General features: G+C 42.8%; 20 protein-coding genes and 2 pseudogenes. 18 read left to right on the top strand and 4 right to left on the bottom strand.

Annotated elements, in window-relative coordinates; all coding sequences use genetic code 11:
- Positions 1 to 46: 46 nt before the first annotated feature.
- The 17 genes and pseudogenes from P7F88_RS03300 (at position 47) to P7F88_RS03380 (ending at position 14,561) form a co-directional block, all read left to right on the top strand.
- Positions 47 to 301 (top strand): type II toxin-antitoxin system Phd/YefM family antitoxin, encoded by a 255-nt coding sequence (locus P7F88_RS03300; protein ID WP_277821921.1) that lies wholly within the window; start codon positions 47 to 49, stop codon positions 299 to 301.
- Positions 294 to 560 carry a Txe/YoeB family addiction module toxin gene (locus P7F88_RS03305; RefSeq protein WP_277821922.1) on the top strand — a complete coding sequence of 89 codons (267 nt, stop codon included), beginning with the start codon at positions 294 to 296 and terminating at the stop codon, positions 558 to 560. Before P7F88_RS03300 ends, P7F88_RS03305 begins: the two co-directional genes overlap by 8 nt.
- Positions 561 to 718: 158 nt before the next feature.
- Positions 719 to 1,198 carry a MazG-related protein gene (locus tag P7F88_RS03310; RefSeq protein ID WP_277821923.1) on the top strand — a complete coding sequence of 160 codons (480 nt, stop codon included), beginning with the start codon at positions 719 to 721 and terminating at the stop codon, positions 1,196 to 1,198.
- Positions 1,195 to 1,415, top strand: a pseudogene (locus P7F88_RS03315) (GNAT family N-acetyltransferase); the annotation flags it as partial. The gene P7F88_RS03310 and the pseudogene P7F88_RS03315, both read left to right, overlap by 4 nt.
- Positions 1,403 to 1,729, top strand: coding sequence for a hypothetical protein (locus P7F88_RS03320; RefSeq protein WP_277821924.1), 327 nt, complete (start codon positions 1,403 to 1,405; stop codon positions 1,727 to 1,729). The pseudogene P7F88_RS03315 and the gene P7F88_RS03320, both read left to right, overlap by 13 nt.
- Before the next feature lie 83 nt (positions 1,730 to 1,812).
- Positions 1,813 to 2,034: a VF530 family protein gene (locus tag P7F88_RS03325; protein WP_277821925.1), complete on the top strand. Its 222-nt coding sequence runs from the start codon at positions 1,813 to 1,815 to the stop codon at positions 2,032 to 2,034.
- Between the two features lie 49 nt (positions 2,035 to 2,083).
- Positions 2,084 to 2,596 (top strand): GNAT family N-acetyltransferase, encoded by a 513-nt coding sequence (locus tag P7F88_RS03330; RefSeq protein WP_277824534.1) that lies wholly within the window; start codon positions 2,084 to 2,086, stop codon positions 2,594 to 2,596.
- A 25-nt stretch (positions 2,597 to 2,621) separates the two neighbouring features.
- Entirely contained in the window at positions 2,622 to 2,765 is a 144-nt protein-coding gene (locus tag P7F88_RS03335; RefSeq protein ID WP_277821926.1) for a DUF6693 family protein, read from the top strand.
- Positions 2,762 to 2,935, top strand: a complete 174-nt coding sequence (locus tag P7F88_RS03340; RefSeq protein WP_338405529.1) for a DUF6693 family protein — start codon at positions 2,762 to 2,764, stop codon at positions 2,933 to 2,935. Before P7F88_RS03335 ends, P7F88_RS03340 begins: the two co-directional genes overlap by 4 nt.
- Positions 2,936 to 2,997: 62 nt before the next feature.
- A complete protein-coding gene (locus tag P7F88_RS03345) occupies positions 2,998 to 3,342 on the top strand; it encodes a hypothetical protein (RefSeq protein ID WP_277821928.1) in 345 nt (114 codons plus the stop codon).
- A 231-nt stretch (positions 3,343 to 3,573) separates the two neighbouring features.
- Positions 3,574 to 5,024, top strand: a pseudogene (locus P7F88_RS03350) (cobyric acid synthase).
- Complete coding sequence (locus P7F88_RS03355) at positions 5,024 to 6,322, top strand: cobyrinic acid a,c-diamide synthase CobB (RefSeq protein ID WP_277821929.1); 1,299 nt, start codon at positions 5,024 to 5,026, stop codon at positions 6,320 to 6,322. Before P7F88_RS03350 ends, P7F88_RS03355 begins: the two are co-directional and overlap by 1 nt.
- The gene (locus P7F88_RS03360) at positions 6,319 to 6,942 is read left to right on the top strand and encodes a histidine phosphatase family protein (protein WP_277821930.1); all 624 of its coding nucleotides are present in this window, start codon (positions 6,319 to 6,321) and stop codon (positions 6,940 to 6,942) included. Before P7F88_RS03355 ends, P7F88_RS03360 begins: the two co-directional genes overlap by 4 nt.
- Positions 6,939 to 7,538 carry a histidine phosphatase family protein gene (locus P7F88_RS03365; RefSeq protein WP_277821931.1) on the top strand — a complete coding sequence of 200 codons (600 nt, stop codon included), beginning with the start codon at positions 6,939 to 6,941 and terminating at the stop codon, positions 7,536 to 7,538. Before P7F88_RS03360 ends, P7F88_RS03365 begins: the two co-directional genes overlap by 4 nt.
- Positions 7,539 to 7,564: 26 nt before the next feature.
- Positions 7,565 to 8,323, top strand: coding sequence for an adenosylcobinamide-GDP ribazoletransferase (locus P7F88_RS03370; protein ID WP_277821932.1), 759 nt, complete (start codon positions 7,565 to 7,567; stop codon positions 8,321 to 8,323).
- 134 nt (positions 8,324 to 8,457) lie between these two features.
- Complete coding sequence (locus P7F88_RS03375; RefSeq protein WP_277821933.1) at positions 8,458 to 13,410, top strand: diguanylate cyclase; 4,953 nt, start codon at positions 8,458 to 8,460, stop codon at positions 13,408 to 13,410.
- 92 nt (positions 13,411 to 13,502) lie between these two features.
- Positions 13,503 to 14,561, top strand: a complete 1,059-nt coding sequence (locus P7F88_RS03380; RefSeq protein ID WP_277821934.1) for a threonine aldolase family protein — start codon at positions 13,503 to 13,505, stop codon at positions 14,559 to 14,561.
- A gap of 43 nt (positions 14,562 to 14,604) precedes the next feature.
- Here P7F88_RS03380 and P7F88_RS03385 read toward each other — a convergent pair whose 3' ends face one another.
- From P7F88_RS03385 to P7F88_RS03400, 4 genes are all read right to left on the bottom strand, one after another.
- On the bottom strand, positions 14,605 to 14,847 hold the full coding sequence (locus tag P7F88_RS03385; RefSeq protein WP_277821935.1) for an EF-hand domain-containing protein: 243 nt from the start codon (positions 14,845 to 14,847) through the stop codon (positions 14,605 to 14,607).
- Positions 14,848 to 14,948: 101 nt separating this feature from the next.
- A complete protein-coding gene (locus tag P7F88_RS03390) occupies positions 14,949 to 15,215 on the bottom strand; it encodes a hypothetical protein (protein WP_277821936.1) in 267 nt (88 codons plus the stop codon).
- An 87-nt stretch (positions 15,216 to 15,302) separates the two neighbouring features.
- Positions 15,303 to 16,220 (bottom strand): Gfo/Idh/MocA family protein, encoded by a 918-nt coding sequence (locus P7F88_RS03395; RefSeq protein WP_277821937.1) that lies wholly within the window; start codon positions 16,218 to 16,220, stop codon positions 15,303 to 15,305.
- Positions 16,221 to 16,222: 2 nt separating this feature from the next.
- The gene (locus P7F88_RS03400) at positions 16,223 to 17,449 is read right to left on the bottom strand and encodes an MFS transporter (protein ID WP_277821938.1); all 1,227 of its coding nucleotides are present in this window, start codon (positions 17,447 to 17,449) and stop codon (positions 16,223 to 16,225) included.
- A 148-nt stretch (positions 17,450 to 17,597) separates the two neighbouring features.
- Between P7F88_RS03400 and P7F88_RS03405 the strand changes: the two genes are divergently transcribed.
- The gene (locus P7F88_RS03405; RefSeq protein ID WP_277821939.1) at positions 17,598 to 19,358 is read left to right on the top strand and encodes an ABC transporter transmembrane domain-containing protein; all 1,761 of its coding nucleotides are present in this window, start codon (positions 17,598 to 17,600) and stop codon (positions 19,356 to 19,358) included.
- Positions 19,359 to 19,371 lie beyond the last annotated feature (13 nt).

Raw genomic sequence — 19,371 nt, forward strand, 5'->3', positions numbered from 1 at the left:
TTTGTAAGTTTATACTTGTCTTGTTTATTGTACATGTGAGGTTTCTATGAGAATTGTATCGTTTACTGAAGCTAGGAATAGTTTAAAGGCAGTGTTGGACGGGGTCGTTAACGACGCTGATACAACGATCATTACTCGTCGTGACTCAGAAGACGCAGTTGTAATGTCTCTGGAGTACTACAACAGCTTAATGGAAACTGTACATCTACTGCGCTCACCAGAGAATGCGGAGCATTTGAACCGTTCCATCGCTCAGTATCGTGCAGGTCAAGCGACACCACGAGATCTAATTGATGAGTAGTCAGCGTTTATTATCGTGGACAGATGAATCTTGGAGTGACTACTTATATTGGCAAACCCAAGACAAGAAGACACTTAAGCGTATCAATAAGCTTATTAATGATGTTAAGCGTTCTCCATTTGAAGGCATAGGTAAGCCAGAGGCTTTGAAGGAAAATCTCTCGGGCTTTTGGTCTCGCCGTATTGACGACACAAATCGCTTGGTTTACGCCGTAGATAATCAAGCGATTACTATCATTTCTTGCCGCTATCATTACTAGCGCACTTGTTGAGTGCGTTAGCTAACAAGCCACTAAATAGAGACCGCTCACCTTTGGCATTTTTGGTTTAGGCAGAGTTTAGTGTTATCGTTTTTTATAATATATCGTGTCTATTAGCTTAGCGATGTGGTTCTGCAATATTCAGTACAAGGGATTTAATGAGCAAGAAAGTAACAGCAGCCTTGAAATGGCTCAAAGGCGTTTTAGATTCAGAGGATGTGGAGTACCAAATTGTCGGTGGGTTAGCGGCGACTATTCATGGTGGTGGTCGAGAAATCGCTGACATAGACCTTTACATTCGTAATTCTGACGCTAATAAAGTACTGAAACATGTAGCGGAATATATATCTAAACCTCTAACCCACTACGCTGAATACGGATGGGATCTTGAGTATTTTCAGCTGATTCATCACGGTCAGAAAATTGAAATCGGCTTGTCTAAAAATACCAGGATACAATCGGCAGAAGATGGCTCCTGGCATCAGCTTGAAATCGACTTTTCAGAGTCTGTGATTAAGGATTATCAAGGTATCGAATTGCCGGTAATCCCGGTTCATCGATTAGTTGAATACAAACGGATATTGGCCAGGGAAGTTGATTTAGTTGACATACAAGAGCTAGTACGAGTCAAGAAATAGCCGCAAAAGCCGTTTCGTTATGGGGGTCTCACTTGTTTGAGATTCATGAAAAGAGCGAGTAGGTATGACAACCTGGTCTGGAAATCCAAGGGTGATGTCTCTTGCAGTAAAGTTAGGATTTAAACAAGAAGCGCGATTACGTAGAGTTCGTTATTTCCAGGGTGAGTATTACGATTCAGTCAAGTACGGAGTACTGCGCTCTGAGTGGCAGCTGTAGAGAAAAATTGTATATTGCTTCGCAGATTTAGCAGAATCAAAATTGATTTTTTTGCCAGTGTGTTACCCATGCATACCTTGTTTGGAGTTATGCAGAGGAAGTGTATGGGCATTTTGATAATTATTACCGCAGTGGCTTTAGCCAGACTTTTAGAAGCAAAGGCAGGTTTTACGTATAACATTTTCTCCGATCCATTTGATTTTAAATTGGCGATGATTGATCTTGCTTTGTTCTTCTCAATTTATGTCGGTTTATCCGTGGCTTACGCGAAAATCAAGCAAGTCGTGACCAGAATTAAATCTAAGCGTACTTAACGAGTATATGAGGTTGTTAGCTGTATGATGACAACCTTAATCTGTTACACTGCGTCCAAATCGATTTTTATTAAGGATATGCCATGAGTCAGGAGCAACCGAATAACCCTTTGCATGGTTTGACTCTAGAGAAGATACTTGTTCGCCTTCAGGAGCATTATGGCTGGAAGGGTTTGGACGAACGTATACAGATCAACTGCTTTTACAATAACCCTTCTATCAAGTCATCTTTAAAATTTTTACGCCGCACTCAGTGGGCACGAGACAAGGTTGAAGCGCTTTATATAGAAACGTTTTGCCAGTAAGTTTTAAATAAAACAATGGGGTAGACATTCAAATCTGGGAAGACCTGTGATGGAGATAGTTGTTGAGCTAGTCAAGCTCTCTGATACAAACGACTTGTTAGATTTCGAGTTGGAAAACCGGGAATGGTTTGAGAAGCATATTCCTCCACGCTTAAGCAGTTTCTATTCTCTGACTGGCGTTCGAGTCCAGATAGAACAGTTTCTGGAAAATTATGAAAACCAAACGATGGTGCCTATGCTGATAAAGACGTTAGATGGCCAGATTTGTGGACGCCTAAATTTGAGTATCGATGAATCAGAATCAACAGTGGGTACGGTAGGATATAGAGTCGGAGAGCTATACACACGTAAAGGTGTTGCTACTCAAGCAGTGAAATATCTCCAGAAATATGTGGTTGAAAATACTGAGATAAGAGTATTAAAAGCAATAGCGTTGACTACCAATATAGGCTCGTGTAGAACTCTGGAAAATAACGGCTTTAAATCTAAGAGATATATTAAAGATTTTACATTGCTAAATGGGCGCCATGAAAGTGCGCAAGAATATGTCTGGGCTAAGTGAATTTAGGTATTAAAAGGAAAATAAAATGAAATTAAAAGCGGATGTTGCCATTCTCGATATTCTGGGTCATCTAATTATTTGGCTACTTCTTAGTCTGGTGACACTGGGTATTGCGATGTTCTTTTTCCTTACTCGTTCTCGAAGTTTATTATCAATAGAACCTCAGTGATTGATGAGAATGGTGTGGAGAGAAGAATGGACTGCAACATCAACATGTTCAGTGATTTAGGCCACGTACTTCTTTGGTTTGTTATTTCAATACTAACTCTTGGTATTGGTTATATATTCTACTTCTATCGAGTGTGGAACTACGCTTTGAATAACACGACGGTGAACTAAATAACTGGTAGTATGCGCGTCCGTATCAGAACCCACATAACTTTTATATATTGAGCTCATTAATGAAAAAATTACTTGCATTCACCTTGGCGTTTTTTTCTGTTGCCGGTCATGCCGAAATTGTGGAAAAGGTATATAAAGGCTTATACGTATACGGACATGAAGTGCATAGCTTTCGTGCTTGTAATACTGAAGAGGAATATTGGGTAAGCTACAACTGGGCGGGCTTAGAAATGAATGATTTCTATAAAGCCAACCAGAAAGAAAACTATCAGCCAATGTACATTGAGTTCCGTGGACAAATACTCAATGAACAAGTAGACGGATTTGCGAGTGACTTTGATGGTTTGATTAGAGTGAGTGAAGTGAAGCAATACACCTTTATACTACCTGAATCATGTAAATAACCAGTCGAATTGGATCAATAGATGTTAGTTAAACATCTATTGATCCCCCACCTTGAGTAAATCAAAAATATTTATTTCCGTTGTTACCAATTCAAAGAATTGCAATGACAGCAATTTATTACCATCACAAGCCCATTTTTTATCTGTTAAACATCTAAGACTTATTGATAGGATGGTTACGGTCAAAGAATTATTGGAGTTCAGACAGTGATTAGTGCTTCAAAAGCTTTAATGGTGCAGGGCACCACCTCTGACGCAGGGAAAAGCGTCCTCGTTGCGGGCCTCTGCCGCGTATTGGCACGAAAAGGCATAAAGGTAGCGCCATTTAAACCACAGAATATGGCGCTTAACAGTGCGGTTACCGTCGATGGTGGCGAGATTGGTCGAGCTCAGGCGGTTCAGGCGTATGCTTGTGGCGTTGAGCCAACGACAGATATGAATCCGGTGCTGCTAAAGCCGAATACTGATATTGGTGCTCAGGTGATCATTCACGGTAAAGCACTTGAAGATATGGATGCGGTGTCGTATCACGCATTTAAACCGCAGGTGATGAAGTACGTTATCGAATCGTTTGAGCGCCTGAAAGACGAATACGAAAGCGTGATGATAGAAGGAGCTGGTAGTCCGGCTGAGATAAACCTTCGTGACCACGATATTGCCAATATGGGATTCGCTGAAGAGGCCGATACTCCAGTTATTATTGTGGCGGATATTGACCGCGGTGGTGTATTTGCTCATCTGTACGGAACGTTAGCACTGCTAAGTGAGTCGGAGCAAAACCGCGTGGCTGGTTTTGTTATTAACCGATTCCGTGGTGATATCAAGTTGCTAGAGAACGGTCTTGATTGGCTGGAAGAAAAACTGGCAAACCAGTCATCGGAGTTTTGCCCTATCTACATGGGTTAATGCTTGAAGCTGAAGATGCGATAAACATCAGCCAATTAAATAATGATGAACCACAACTCAAAGTGGTGGTTCCGGTTCTGCAACGCATCAGTAACCACACCGATTTTGATCCATTGCGTATGCATCCAAATGTTGATCTGGTGTTTGTTGGTAAAAACCAACCACTTCCTCCCGCTGATTTAATTATTCTTCCAGGCTCGAAGAGTGTTCGTAGTGATCTGGCATTTGTGCATGAACAGGGGTGGGATAAGCAGATAGAACGCCATCTACGCTTTGGTGGCAAGTTGATGGGTATATGTGGCGGCTATCAGATGCTGGGCGAGCTGGTAGCGGATCCTCTAGGGCTTGAAGGACCAGCAGGAGAAAGCGTTGGTCTCGGTTACTTGCCTCTGGAAACCGAACTTAAAGACAACAAACAGCTTAAGCGGACCAAAGGTACATTGACGTTACCTGAGCAGGGTACTGTTGATGTCTTTGGATACGAAATCCATGCGGGTATTACTAAAGGTGTAGCAAAAGACGCACCTCTTTCTTTAAGCGAAGGAAAAGATGGCGCAATAGGTATGGATGGGCAGGTATTTGGTAGTTATCTACACGGTATCTTTGAATCTCCGAATGCTTGTAGATCTATTTTACGCTGGGCTGGTTTACGTGAAGCTCAGGGTGTTGATTTTGCGCAAATGCGTGAAGATGGTATCAACCGAGTGGCTGATGCCATTGAAGAGCACCTTGATTTACAGAAACTGTGGCCGGATTTAAAGGAGTTTCAAAAGTAATGGGTTCAGTGAGTTGTCCGGCGCTGGTGGTTGCGGCTCCCAGTTCCGGAAGCGGTAAAACAACCATTGTTGCTGCTATTGCCAGATACTTTACCAATCAGGGAAAGAAGGTAAGGGTATTTAAAACCGGGCCTGATTTTATCGACCCGAATTTTCTTTCCTTTGCTTCAAAGCAGCCTGTGTATCAGCTCGATTTCTGGATGTGTGGGGAAGCACATTGCAAACAGCTTGTGGCTGAAGCGGCAAAGGATGCGGATCTTATCCTCATCGAAGGTGTTATGGGCATGTTCGATGGGCAGTGTTCTAGTGCTGATATTGCCGCAACGCTGGGTATTCCGGTAATGGCCATCATCGATGCAGGAAAAATGGCTCAGACCTTTGGTGCGCTGGCATACGGTCTGGCGAACTATCGTGACGATATTGAAATGTACGGTGTCTTTGCCAACCGGGTTGGCTCTTCCGGGCATGCAGAAATGTTGAAAGAATCTCTTCCAATACCCTTAGAATTTTGTGGCTATATGCCAAAAGATGCGGGGTTAACATTGCCTGAACGGCACCTTGGATTGGTACAGGCTCAGGAATTGGAAGATCTGGACGATAGGCTAAACCTTGCTGCGGAACTTATCGGAAAGAGCGGTGATATCTCACTACCGCCAGTTGTATCTTTTGAGCTTGGTGATGCTCCTGTATATGAGAAGTCTTTAGCTGGTGTGAACATTGCAGTTGCGTCTGACACCGCCTTCAGCTTTATCTATCAGGCTAACCTTGATTTGTTGCAAGCGCAGGGTGCGGATATAATCACTTTTTCTCCGATTAAGGGAGAGCCGCTGCCAGAGTGCGACGCTCTGTATTTACCAGGAGGATACCCGGAGCTTTATCTGGATGAGTTGTCCGAGAATGCCGAATTGAAGCAGCAGATCCACAATCATGTTGATCAGGGTAAGCCGGTGCTCGCTGAATGTGGCGGGATGCTCTATCTCAACAAGACACTGACTGGAGTCGAAGGCGATGACAAAGAGATGTGTGGTGTTCTTGATGCACATTCGACGATGCAAAAGAAACTCGCGGCACTCGGATTAGTTGAAGGTGAGCTCGCGGGAAATGAGCAATTAAGAGGTCACACGTTCCACTACTCGAAAACGGAATCGCAAGAGCATGAGCTTTGTATGCCAATTTCCCAAAGAGGTAGAAAGTTGGATCCTGTCTGGAAACATAAGAATGTTATCGCATCTTATGTTCACTGGTACTTTCCTTATAACCCTGAACTCACCGCTAAGATATTTCGGGGCGAGCTTTGAAAATAGTACTTATCAGGCACGGACAAACCGAGTGGAATCTGGATCGTAGAATTCAGGGGTGGCACAACAGTCCGCTGACATCAGAGGCTGAAGAGCTATTGCGCCAATTACCGCTCCCTGAATTGGTTTCTCCGATTATCTACTCAAGCGATTTGGGTCGTTCTCATCAATCAGCTCAAATTCTTGCAGATCGTCTTGGTCTAAGTGTAATCACTGATACTCGCTTGAGAGAAAGAAAGCTTGGTGTGCTGGAAGGAAAGGTTATCGATCAGGATCATGAGTTAACCTCGTTTTGGAATGCCTATCATCGACGCTACGAATATAAAATGGACGCCGTTTTTGGCGCAGAGTCGGAGCAGGACTTTGAATCACGCATCCTAAGTTTTCTGCACGACATAGTTCAAATGAATGAGCAATATCTGGGAGATGAAAAAGAGGTTGTTGTTGTTTCTCATGGCGAGTGGATTCGGGCGTTTATCAATATCCTAAGCGGTGTTCCGTCCTGGCGTAAGGGAAGAGGGATAGAAAACAACGGTACTCCATTTGTACTGGAGTATTCAGGTCAACCTTATGGATTATCTGAAAGCAGTGATGTTGCTGAAAATAAGGAAACTGCATGACCACTACTCGAATTGAACTGCTCAGGCATGGCTTGCCTGAAGGTGACGATTGCTTTAGAGGCCATACTGACTTTGCAATAACCGAGACCGGGTTTCAGCAAATGCATGATTCAGCATCAGGCTGTCAAAATATCGATTTAGTTGTAACCTCACCATTAAGTCGCTGCAAAGATTTTGCTCTGGAATACGCAGATAAATACGATTTAGAAGTAATCGAAGAGCCCGCTTTTAAGGAGCTTAACTTTGGTGATTGGGATGGGGTGCCCAAGCAAAAGGTTTGGGAAACTAACCAAGAGCTGTTGATGAAATTTTGGTCCCATCCTTGGGAGACCTTACCGCCAAATGGTGAGGGTTTAAAAGCTTATGACCAGCGTATTCAACAAGCTTGGTTGCACTTACTGGAACAGCATCAGGGAAAATCTATTCTGTTAGTTACTCATGGTGGTGTAATCAAACAATTGTTGCGGCAAATACTGGAAATACCTGAAACTGCGACTTATCTCCAGCGTCTAAATATTCCTTATGCGGCAAGAGTCACCATTACTGTATATCATGATGACCAGGGCAAACTGTGGCCAGAAGTGCACTGGTCATAACAAATGAACAGATCAAGAACCTTAAAATGAAAGAAAAACTCATCAAGGAAAGCCAGATTTTTCTCCTCGCTGTTGCGATTTTTACCCGTATACCGGTTTCTGCCTCAGTGCCTTATAGTGAAGAGCTCAAAAACGAATCTTATAAGTATTGCGGGTTAGTTGGGCTTCTAATCGGCTGCCTTACAGCAATTGTATTTAGTGCAGCGAACGCAATTTGGCCGGTTGAAGTGTCGGTTGTTATCTCTATGGCATTCTCAATTTATGCAACTGGTGCTTTCCATGAAGATGGTTTTGCGGACACCTGTGATGGCTTTGGTGGTGGGTTCACACCCGAGAAAAAACTTGAAATCATGAAGGATTCCCGAATCGGTGCCTATGCGCTTTTGGGGATGATCATGATCCTATTGTTAAAGTACACGAGCCTTGTTTCTTTGGAACAAATACCTCTGGCACTTATTATCGCTCATGTGCTCAGTCGCTCTATGGCGGTGAGCTTTATTTATACCCATGGATATGTGCGTCAAACTGAGCAATCAAAACTTAAAGTCGCCAAAAGTCCAAGCAGTAAAAGTGACTTTGTTACCTTACTGGTTGTAGCTGCTTTAACGACCTTATTAATTCCGACATTCAAACTAGCGGTACTGTTAATTGTTACATTAATAGCGGCTCGGCTGTGGTTTAGCCGCTGGATGGTTAAACAGGTTGGTGGCTACACGGGTGACGCTCTAGGCGCCGTTCAGCAGATGTCTGAAGTGCTTTGTTATCTGGTGTTTTTAGCCGTTTAAATTGTTACAAATTCAAGTTGGAGCCCACAACCTCTTCTTTTTATACTCAAGTAACCTATATTTAAGTTAGTCCTTATGTTCAAAAGGGTTAAAACGAAGTAAATAATAAGGGGTGACTAAAGAGGTGAATAGCGTTGCTAAATAGATTTCGGAATATTGAAACTATCTATGAAAGTCCGCTTTCGAAGGTATGTCGCGCAATCGAAGCGGCAAGCTTTAAACCTGTTATCTTAAAAATACTGAATAAAGACTTTCCTAGCCCGGAAGAGCTATTGAGATTTAGAAATGAGTTTGAGATAAATAACTCCCTAACAGAGATACCCGGAATACTTCCGTATGATGGGATATATGAGTATGAAAATACGCTCTATTTGAGCAGAGAAGACACCCAGGCGATACCGTTAAAAGAGTACTTAAAAGACGGTAAACCTCCATTTTTAACAAAGCTTAATATTGCCCTCCAGCTAACGAAGATGGTGACGAGTGTCCATCAGAAGCAAATCATTCATAAAGATATTAATCCAACAAATTTACTCTGGGATCAGGAAACTTCGCAATTATATCTGATTGATTTTGGCCTCGCCTCGAAACTGATTCAGGAAGTCCAGGGTTTTATCAACACGAATGAGCTGGAAGGAACGCTTCACTATATCTCTCCAGAGCAAACTGGGCGTGTAAATAGGCCAGTTGACTCCCGCAGTGATCTTTATTCTCTTGGGGTAACACTGTATGAACTATTTGTTGGGGCACCGGCTTTTGATGACTTATCAGGCATTCAACTTGTTCATGCGCACATTGCCATTCCCCCGGAAGATCCTTCGAAATTAAGTCGCGATATACCTGCAGTTCTGGCCAGGATTATCTTAAAACTAATGTCTAAGTCTGCAGATGATAGGTACCAGTGTGCGTCAGGTGTCCTAGCGGATCTGGAGCTTTGCTACAAGCAGTATAAGAAGCAAGGTTCTGTACAGGACTTTCTCTTAGCTCAATACGATTCTTCTGATAAGTTCCATATAGTTAATCAGCTTTATGGCAGGGAAAAAGAAGTTCGGACAATTCTGGATGCGTTTGGCAGAACCAGTCAGGGAAGTAAAGAACTTACGCTGGTATACGGTTATTCTGGTACGGGCAAGAGTGCTCTGGTGCATGAGTTATATAAACCACTTACTGAAAAGCTAGGTATTTTTATTTCCGGTAAGTTCGACCAATATCAATCGGACGTGCCTTATAGTGGTTGGATTGCGGTTATTGATGAGTACGTAGATCTCATGTTAAGGAACGATGAGGTAGCGTTGCTTAAATGCAGACAGCATCTTACAAATGTACTGGGTAACCTTAGTGGGGTCGTTACAGAGTTGGCTCCCAGATTAGCCTTGATTATTGGCTCGCAATCAAAAGCGCCAAGACTTGAAGGTGAGAAGGCTAAAAATCGGTTTAATCAGGCTATTCGGGCATTTTTCCGGGCCATTTGTAGCAACGAATGTCCGGTTGTCATTTTCATCGACGACTGGCAATGGGCAGATTCCGGTTCAATAAATTTGCTGCACTACTTAATGTTGGACTCCGAACTTAACCATCTTTTGATGATTTGCGCCTGGCGCGATAACGAAGTTAGTAACGCCCATCCTTTTTCGTTGGCACTTAATGAACTAAGTTTCTCCAACCTGTTTATCAATAAAATACAAGTCACTAATCTTACTTATGAAGATGTTGAGCAATTAGTTAAAGACTCACTTAAGTCCCAAGTAAATCATACACAACTGGCTGAGAGCATCTACGAGAAAACAGCCGGAAATGCGTTTTTTGTTTATCAGTTTCTCTTGAACTTACATAAAGAAGGCATCCTGACTTACGATTACGACAAAAGAAGCTGGGAGTATGACATTCGTTCAATTGAAGGGTTGGCAGTTAGCGATAATGTTGTCGACCTAATGACACACAAGCTGCGCAGATTTAGTGATGCTTGTATAGAAGCAATGACATTTGCGGCATGTATTGGCAACAGGTTTGAGTTACAAATACTCTCCACATTATTAGGTTCGTCGACGGATAAAGTAGCATTGCTCCTTGAGCCTGTCATTGATGAAGGTCTTTTAAGGCCGTTAAGCCAAAACTGGAGATTGGCTCAGAACGATAGTGCGATTGACGAAATTCAGTATGTATTTGTTCATGATAAGGTTCAGGAAGCGGCGTATGAGCTGTTGAACAAGAAGTCAGCAGCAAAGATTCATCTCACCATTTATTCAATACTTTCTGAATACTATGATCCCGACGATACTGAGAAACACGTATTTGAACTGGTTAAACACCTTAATCTGGCATGTGAGACGACCAGTTCAAAATCGCTATTGCATACTCTTATTACTCTAAATATTTCTGCCGGTAAAAGAGCTAAACAAGCAACCGCATTCGGAGCCGCTAAGTATTACTTTGAAAAGGCAGTATCCTTCATGCCGGGGAGCTACTGGGACAAATACAAGGAGTTGGCATCAGAATTATACTTACTTTCTGCGGAAGCGGCGTTTCTGACTAAGGATTATGATTTAAAAACGGCCAGGCTGAATATACTGTTGGATAGTCAGGAATCGTCCATCTGGAAAGGCAAGGCGTACCTTATTCGTATACAAGCGTACACGGCTCAAAACAGACTGCCTGAAGCTGTTGATTGCGCTTTAGAGGCATTGTCTATTCTTGGTGTAAAGTTACCAGCCAGGCCGAAAGAGTGGTATTTGCTGATTCAATTATGGATGACTAAGCTTGTTGTTACTAAAAAAAGTGCTAAAAAACAGCTTCTTAATCAAAAACGAATCGAAGATGAGAAAGTACTACTTATCGTTGATCTCATTAGCAATACGATCCCCGCAACCTACTGGGCGAACCCTTATCTGACAGTATTGTTAATTTTGCATATTACCCGGATTCTGGTTAAACATGGGTACTGCAGTATCGCTGGACTTGGTTACTCATGGTGGGGGATTCTGGAGTGTTCAGTGATCGGCAATTTAAAAGCCGGGCTAGAATTTGGAGCATTAGGCCTTGAGATAGCCAAAAAGAACAACCTTCCCGTTCATCAGGCTCAGTTCAACTGGGGTTGGGTGATAAAGAACTTTGGTTATCATATCCGGGAATCGATACCAGAGCTGCGCCTCGCATATCGTCAGGCTCTGGAACTAGGGGACTTTGAGTACGCGGCTTATTCGCTAAATAATGAGTGTCAGGCAAAGTTTCATGTCGCATTACCGTTAGATGATGTGATTGACGATATGCGTATTGCCGCTGAAGACCTTGGCTTTTATGAAAATATCTCTTCGATTTACTGGAATTCAATTTGGCATCAAACCGCCTTAAATTTCGTGCAAGAAGTCGACAATCCTCATGTACTAGAAGGGGGCGTATATCGCGAAAGCGTTAATCTTCCGATTCATATCGATAAATCGGATGGCACAACACTATTCAACTACTATTGTGCAAAACTGATGTTGGCGGTTTATTTTAACTGTAGCTCGCCTGCTTTGGATTATGCTCAGAAAGGGAAGGCGTTTATCAAAGCCGCTTCGGGTACGTACAACGTACCATTGTTTATTTTCTATGAATCACTGGCGTTGTTATCAAAGGATCATTTAGATATCGCTTCTCTGTTTGCAGTTAAACGCAATTTGAAACAGCTTGAGAAATGGGCGATGCACTCGCCAAATAATCATATTCATCGTATTGCATTGGTTAAGGCTAAACTTAACTCGAAACAAAAAAAGTATGCGCTGGCAGCAGATCTGTTTGATCGCGCGATAGAAGGCGCGAAAGCTGAGGGATTTAATCAAGAGTGTGGCTTAGCCTGGGAAATGGCAGCGGAGTTTTATTTTGAGCGGGGAAGGCAAAATCTTGGAGTCTACTATCTGAAGCAGGCTCGGCATTTTTACCAGTTGTGGCAGGCAAGAAATAAACTACGTCATCTTCTGGTTAAGTTTAAGAGTTACTTACCATTAATTAGTCAGAGTGAATCGTATTCTCAATCTGAGCTACAGTCGGATATCAAGGTTACGGAAAGTGTATCTAAGTTTGATTTATCCACTATTCTAAAAGCGACTCAAACTATTTCAAAAGAGATTGTGTTTGATGATTTGATAAAGCAACTTCTTACTATCGCAGTTGAAAACGCAGGTGCTGAGAAAGGTGTACTCTTTTTCAAAAAAGAGCGGGGTATTGTAGCTGTAGCTGGTTCTGAAGTGATTGATAAAGAGATACGGCATTTTACGCCATTGAACCAAAGTGACTGTCAGAGCTATTCAAACGCTATTTTCAACATGGTTGTTAGAACTGAATCGTCAATTATTATCCCAGACGCTAAAACAGAGCAGCGTTACAGCCAGGAGCGTTATGTTAAGCAGAATAATGTCCGTTCCTTGTTCTGTATGCCAATACATCACCAGGGCATAATGATTGGTGCGCTTTATTTAGAGAATAATCAGGTATCAGGCGCCTTTACGCCAATGCGTGTGGAATTGTTGAAACTGTTGTCAGGCCAGGCAGCTATCTCCCTAATTAACGCAAATAACTATTCGAATCTTGAAGCCGAAGTAAGAGCAAGAACGGCTGAACTTGAGCGCGCGAGTGTCATAGATAAGCTTACCCAGGTATACAATCGGTACAAACTTGATGCACAACTTGATATCGAGCTGGAAACTGCCCCCCAACAACACTCTACGTTTAGTGTGATTTTACTAGATGTTGACCACTTCAAATCGATAAACGATACGTTTGGTCATAATATCGGTGATGTAGTGCTAGAAAAATTAGGCGCAACAATGAAAAATCAACTTAAAACGGGGTGTACGCTGGGTCGCTGGGGCGGAGAGGAGTTTTTGATCATATGTTCCGGAATGCCATTAATTGAAGCAATGAAATACTCTGAACAACTACGTAAAACAGTTCGCGATATTGATTTTGATTTTGGTAAGCGGGTATCCGCAAGTTTTGGTGTTGCTGAATATCAGGGAGAGCGCCAAAGTAGGGCGTTGATAAAGCGTGCAGACGCTGCTCTTTATAAAGCAAAAAACCAGGGACGAGATCGGGTAGTCAGTGAGCCTTAAATAAATCTATTCTCAGATAAACTTACCTTCGGTACAATCCTCTGATTACTATTACAGAATACTGTTTGATTGCAGTAGGATTGAGAACTTTTATGACGTCTAAAACCGCACCAAAGCAAATGATCTCTTTTGGCAGTGACAATGTCGCTGGAGTGTCTCCTAAAATTCTTGAAGCGCTGATTAGCGATAGCTCCGGTGGCGCAATGCCTTATGGTGCAGATGAGATTTCTCAGCAGCTACAGCAGAAAATGAGCGGGCTGTTTGAAACAGAAGTGTCAGTACTTTTGGTGCCTACAGGAACAGCTGCGAATAGCTTGTGCCTTGCGTCAATGTCACCCGCGTGGGGGGCAGTACTTTGTCACCCGGACAGCCATATCAATAACGATGAATGTGGTGCGCCTGAATTCTTTAGTAATGGTGTGAAACTGATATCGATTGATGGTGCAGATTGCAAGATTGACCCTATAAAGCTTTCCGCCCGTGCATCCGTTAAAGCTGGAGATGTTCATTCTGTTCAGCCTTCTGCGGTAAGCGTTACACAAGCTACAGAAACTGGCAGTATTTATTCACTGGAAGAGTTGCAAGCCATTGGTGATGTCTGTAAGAAGCACAATATGAAGCTCCATATGGATGGCGCTCGCTTTGCCAATGCTATAGCTGCGCTTGGTTGTTCTCCTGCAGAAATGACCTGGAAGGCAGGGGTAGATGCACTCTCTTTTGGTGCAACTAAAAATGGTGCGTTTGGAGTAGAAGCCGTTGTACTGTTTGATAAAAGCCTGGCGACAGAACTGGAATATCGTCGTAAGCGTTCCGGTCACCTGATGTCAAAGATGCGTTTCTTGTCTTCTCAGATAGATGCCTATATCACTGACAACTTGTGGCTCGATAACGCGAATCACGCAAATGCTATGGCGTCCAAAATGAGAAAGGGACTTAGCGATATTGATGGTGTTGAGCTGATAAACCCATCGGAAACGAATATTATTTTCTGCAAGTTGCCGTTAAAGACAATTGCAGTCTTAGATGAAGCAGGATTTCAGTTCTACCACGGACGCTGGGAAGAGGGTGTTGTTCGCCTTGTGACGAGTTTTTCTACTACTGAAGATGAAGTTGATGCTTTTGTTGGGTGTGCGGCTTCAATCTCTGGTTAATACTAGGGTATATACCCCGCAGCGGTGCGGGGTATACAAAAACTTATCTAGCTGGTGGAGGTGGCGGTAGTTCTTCTTCTGAAAGTCCGCCACTTGAATCTTTATCAAACTCATCAAAGTGATCGGCTAGTGGCCCTCTTACTTCATCTGCTTGAAGCTCTCCGTCACCGTTTGTATCCATCTCTTCAAACGAAGGTGGCTGCCCTTGAGGTGGCTGGTCATTTGCCATGGTTTGGACGGAAAAGAACGATGCAAGAACAAGTGATAAAGGAATGATTTTTTTCATAGTCTGTACCCATTAAATACGAATCGCATGATGCGTAGTACGTTATTTGATGGTTACAGACTACTCGCTGATTGAGGAGAAATGATGGAGTAATTCAGGAGTTATCGAACATCCTGAACTGACCCGGTTTTAGATACGTTCATTAGGGCTTTGGCTATATCCTGAAGAGGTATCTTTAAAGCTTGATCGATGGCTTCTTCACTGACTTTATCCCCAGCGTATTGCATGACCAGTTTCTTAAAAGAAGCTGGGTTTGATGAGCTGTCATCACCATCATATCTCGGTTGTGCGCCAGCGCGAACCACATCATCAATAGCCAGTAAAATCAAACGATAAGCTTTTAATTGTTCTTGGGTTTCGTTACTCATATTTATACCAAAGTTGACTATACGTATTAATAATAGAATTCTGTAGAAAACATGGTCAAATAACGAATCCAATAATTGAGAGTTGGGTTAACTTACGTGACTATAGATATGTTCAGCAATTCTGTGTGTCAGTAAATTTCGGTTTACAACTTCTGGATTCATCGCACCTTTTTCTATCACCGAAATCCAATCTCTAAGCATATGAACAAATCCCTTTGATTCCAGCATAGGTGTCCAGTCTTTGAGCTTTATCTCTGTCGCTACGTTTTGACTCAGGTGCTTACCCTGAATAAAAGAATCAAACTCATAGGTCTGGTTCTCATAACAAGCAGATACTCTTTCGAAAGTTGCACCACTCATTCGATTCATTGAGGCCTCAACAATGCAGCCGTTTATCATCCACTGAACATCGATGCGGGCAATTTGATTATCTTTTTTCTGCGTAACGATATGAATATCGTCCAAGGAGATATTTGAAGATAAGTTGATACTATCGAGAGGGTGAATAAAGTCGTCAAAGATAAAGGTGCGACTTTCACCGGTTAGGTTGTATCTGTGCTTTTCCCATCTTAAAGAAGTTAGCTCGCCAACATTACCTTCAGCTAACTCTGGTAGGTTCTGGTTATAAAGCGGGATATGCCGACGATTAAAACCAACGTATAAAGGGGTGGAGTAGCGCTCAGCCATCTCATAGAGATTTTCAGCTTGTTCGTAACTATCAACCAGCGGTTTATCCACAAACGTAGCGATTCTGTTTTGTAGAAAGAAAGATGCTATTTCATTGTGCGCTGAAGTAGTTGCGTGAATCATCACGGCGTCAGGCTGGTGCTTGATAAGGCTTTTATAGTCGGTTTCAGTAGAAAATATTCGATACTGTTGGGCTAACTGTGTTAGTGAATGTTGATTTCGGGTACAGAATATCAGCTCAACATTACTGAGTTGAGTGATCACTGGTAAGTAAGCCTTACATGCAATATCCCCTAAACCAATAACGGCAATTTTCATATCTACCCCCAACTAAAAAAGCGAACTTCTTTCCCTCTGGCTGGCTTTTCGGGAATGTTGAGTGAAAGCAGTAGAGAGATTACACACATAAATGACCCAATATAGAATACCGCCGCCGGAGACACTAACCAGATAAAGCCAAAGGTGACGGGTATCACTACTGCGGCGATATGGTTGATGGTAAAGCTTACGCCTGCTGTCGACGCCATATCCGCTGGGTCTGCAATTTTCTGGAAGTAGGTTTTAATAGCCAGAGCGATGGCAAAGAACAGATGGTCGATAACATAAAGCGTTGCGGCCCATTCTGCTGATTCAACAATTGCATAACCGAAAAAGACTATAAAGAGTCCGACATACTCGAAGACCAGCGCCTTGCGTTCACCAACTCTACCGATAAATCTGCCAATCTTCTTGGCAAATAAGAAGTTGAACAAGTAGTTGATTAGAAATAGTAGCGTGATATCTGAAACCGAGTAGCCAAACTTCTCTACCAGCAAAAATCCGGCAAATACGGTGAAAATCTGTCTTCTTGCTCCGCTCATAAAAGTGAGCGCGTAGTACAACCAGTAACGCTTACGCAGAACGAGTTTAGTGTTTTGCTGGGTATGGGTTTCAAACTGAGGGAAATAGAGCGCTATAACAAGCACCAACAGGAACCCAGCGCCACCAGAGATCAAGTAGACCCATTTATAATCCAACGCAAACTGTTCCAACAGCAGCCACAAGCAGCCATAGGTAAACAAGGAGGCCAATGCACCAACGGAGATCATCTTTCCCAACATTTCCGGGGCTTCATCTTTACTTAACCATTGCAAAGAAAGGGACTGTTTTAAGGTTTCAAAGTAGTGAAAACCTATCGACATAATGGATGTAGTAACCAGAAGTCCGAAAAGCGACGGGAAAAAGCCAGTGATCGCAACACCGATGCTGAGCAGGAAAAGCGAAATAATCATAAATCGCTGTTCCCTAATAAACGCTAACAAGAAGATAACGGAGAAAGCGAGGAACCCAGGTATCTCGCGTACGGTTTGCAGTAATCCAATATCTGCACCGTCGAACTGCGCCCTTTCAACGACAAAATTATTCAGTAACGCCATCCAACTGGAAAAGGTAATAGGCACAATAATAGAAATAATAAGCAGAAAATTCTGCGGTGTTTTCCAGGTTGAAGCTATTTTCCTTTCTTCTGGTGTGTTCTGTACCTGGGTGAATTCTGGATCTTGTGACATCAATTACCGTCCATGGAGTGTTGCTAGTTTCATTACTTAGAGGGTGCCATTCTGGTTTAATGTGACGTGACATTCAAGCATAACCACTACATATGATATAAAGTCTAGTTATGCCATTTAGATTTGGCGAACTTCAACTGGAAGCGTTATGAATAAGAATAAAAACAAAAATTTATCGATATTACTTAACTTAATTACCTTTGTTCGACCATACAAACTACGAGCCTTTTTTGCTTTGATTGCTCTTATTGCGACGGCAGCGCTCACGCTGTCTATTGGGCAAGGAGTCAGGTTGCTCATTGACTCTGGGTTTGCAGAGCGTTCACCTGAACAACTGCGATTAGCGGTGATATTTATACTGGCGGTAACGGTTATGATTGCTGCCGGTACCTATGCCCGGTTTTATCTGGTTTCCTGGCTGGGTGAGCGAGTCAGTGCTGATATACGGCTTGCCGTTTTCAATCACACTATCACGCTTCCACCTGACTATTTTGAAGCCAAAGGCAGTGGTGATGTGATGTCTCGCCTGACCACAGATACCACCTTGCTTCAGAGCATTATTGGTTCGTCATTTTCTATGGCGATGCGAAGTGCTCTGATGTTTGTAGGTGCATTGATAATGCTGTTTGCCACAAATATAAAACTGACATTAATTGTGCTGATTTCAGTACCTTTTATCCTGGTGCCAATATTAGTGTATGGCCGCAGGGTGAGGGCGTTGTCGCGTCAGAGTCAGGACTCCATGTCAGATGTCGGCAGCTATGCCGGAGAAGCGATTGAGCACATCAAAACTGTTCAGAGTTATACCAGAGAAGAACAGGAAAGAGCCGGGTTTTCTGTTGAGGTTGAGAAGGCGTTTCAGGTTGGTCGTAAACGTGTTCAGCAAAGAGCAACCCTTATCGCTGGTGTTATCATTATCGTATTTGGCGCTATTACAGGCATGCTTTATATCGGTGGTAGTGACGTAATTTCCGGTGTGATGAGTGGGGGAGAGCTAGGGGCTTTTGTTTTTTACGCCATTCTTGTTGCTTCTTCTCTTGCCACTATTTCTGAAGTGCTAGGAGAACTGCAAAGAGCTGCAGGAGCAATGGAAAGGTTGATCGAACTTCTTGAAGTAAAAAGTAATATTACTCCACCAAAGTCGGGAGGTTTATCGACAGAAAACTTACCTGCAGAAGTCGAATTTAAGGATGTTACGTTCCATTATCCTTCGCGCCCAGATCAAGCTGCAACCGATGGCCTAACATTGAAAGCTGAACAAGGAAAAGTATTAGCACTCGTAGGACCTTCAGGTGCAGGTAAGTCGACATTGTTTGAGCTTTTACAGCGCTTTTATGATCCACAGTCGGGTAACTTGTTGTTTGGTGGCGTAGACATTAAAGAGTTCAAACCAGAAGCACTAAGAGGCAAAATGGCTTTAGTACCTCAACAACCAGCTCTGTTTAGTAGCGACGTTTTCCACAATATACGTTATGGCAACCCGACAGCAACTGATGAGGATGTGATAGAAGCAGCAAAAAAAGCTAACGCGCACGAGTTTATTGTTAATCTGCCTGAGGGGTACAATAGTTTTCTGGGGGATAAAGGTGTTCGTCTGTCTGGTGGGCAAAAGCAGCGGATAGCGATCGCCAGAGCGATACTAAAAGACCCTGAAGTGCTTCTTCTGGATGAAGCGACCAGCGCGCTTGATAGCGAAAGTGAACACAAGGTACAAAAAGCGTTAGAAGTATTGATGGAGAATCGTACCACTTTGATTATTGCGCATCGTCTTTCTACCATTCAGCATGCGGATAAAATAGCCGTGCTAGAAAATGGAAGATTGATGGATGTCGGAGACCATAACTCTTTGCTTCAAAGCAGTGAGTTATACAGTCGACTGGTAGAGCTTCAGTTTAAAAACTTACAATAACCAGATTACATTA

Origin of the sequence: Vibrio hannami (genome assembly GCF_029589055.1) — a bacterium.
Taxonomy (GTDB): domain Bacteria; phylum Pseudomonadota; class Gammaproteobacteria; order Enterobacterales; family Vibrionaceae; genus Vibrio; species Vibrio hannami.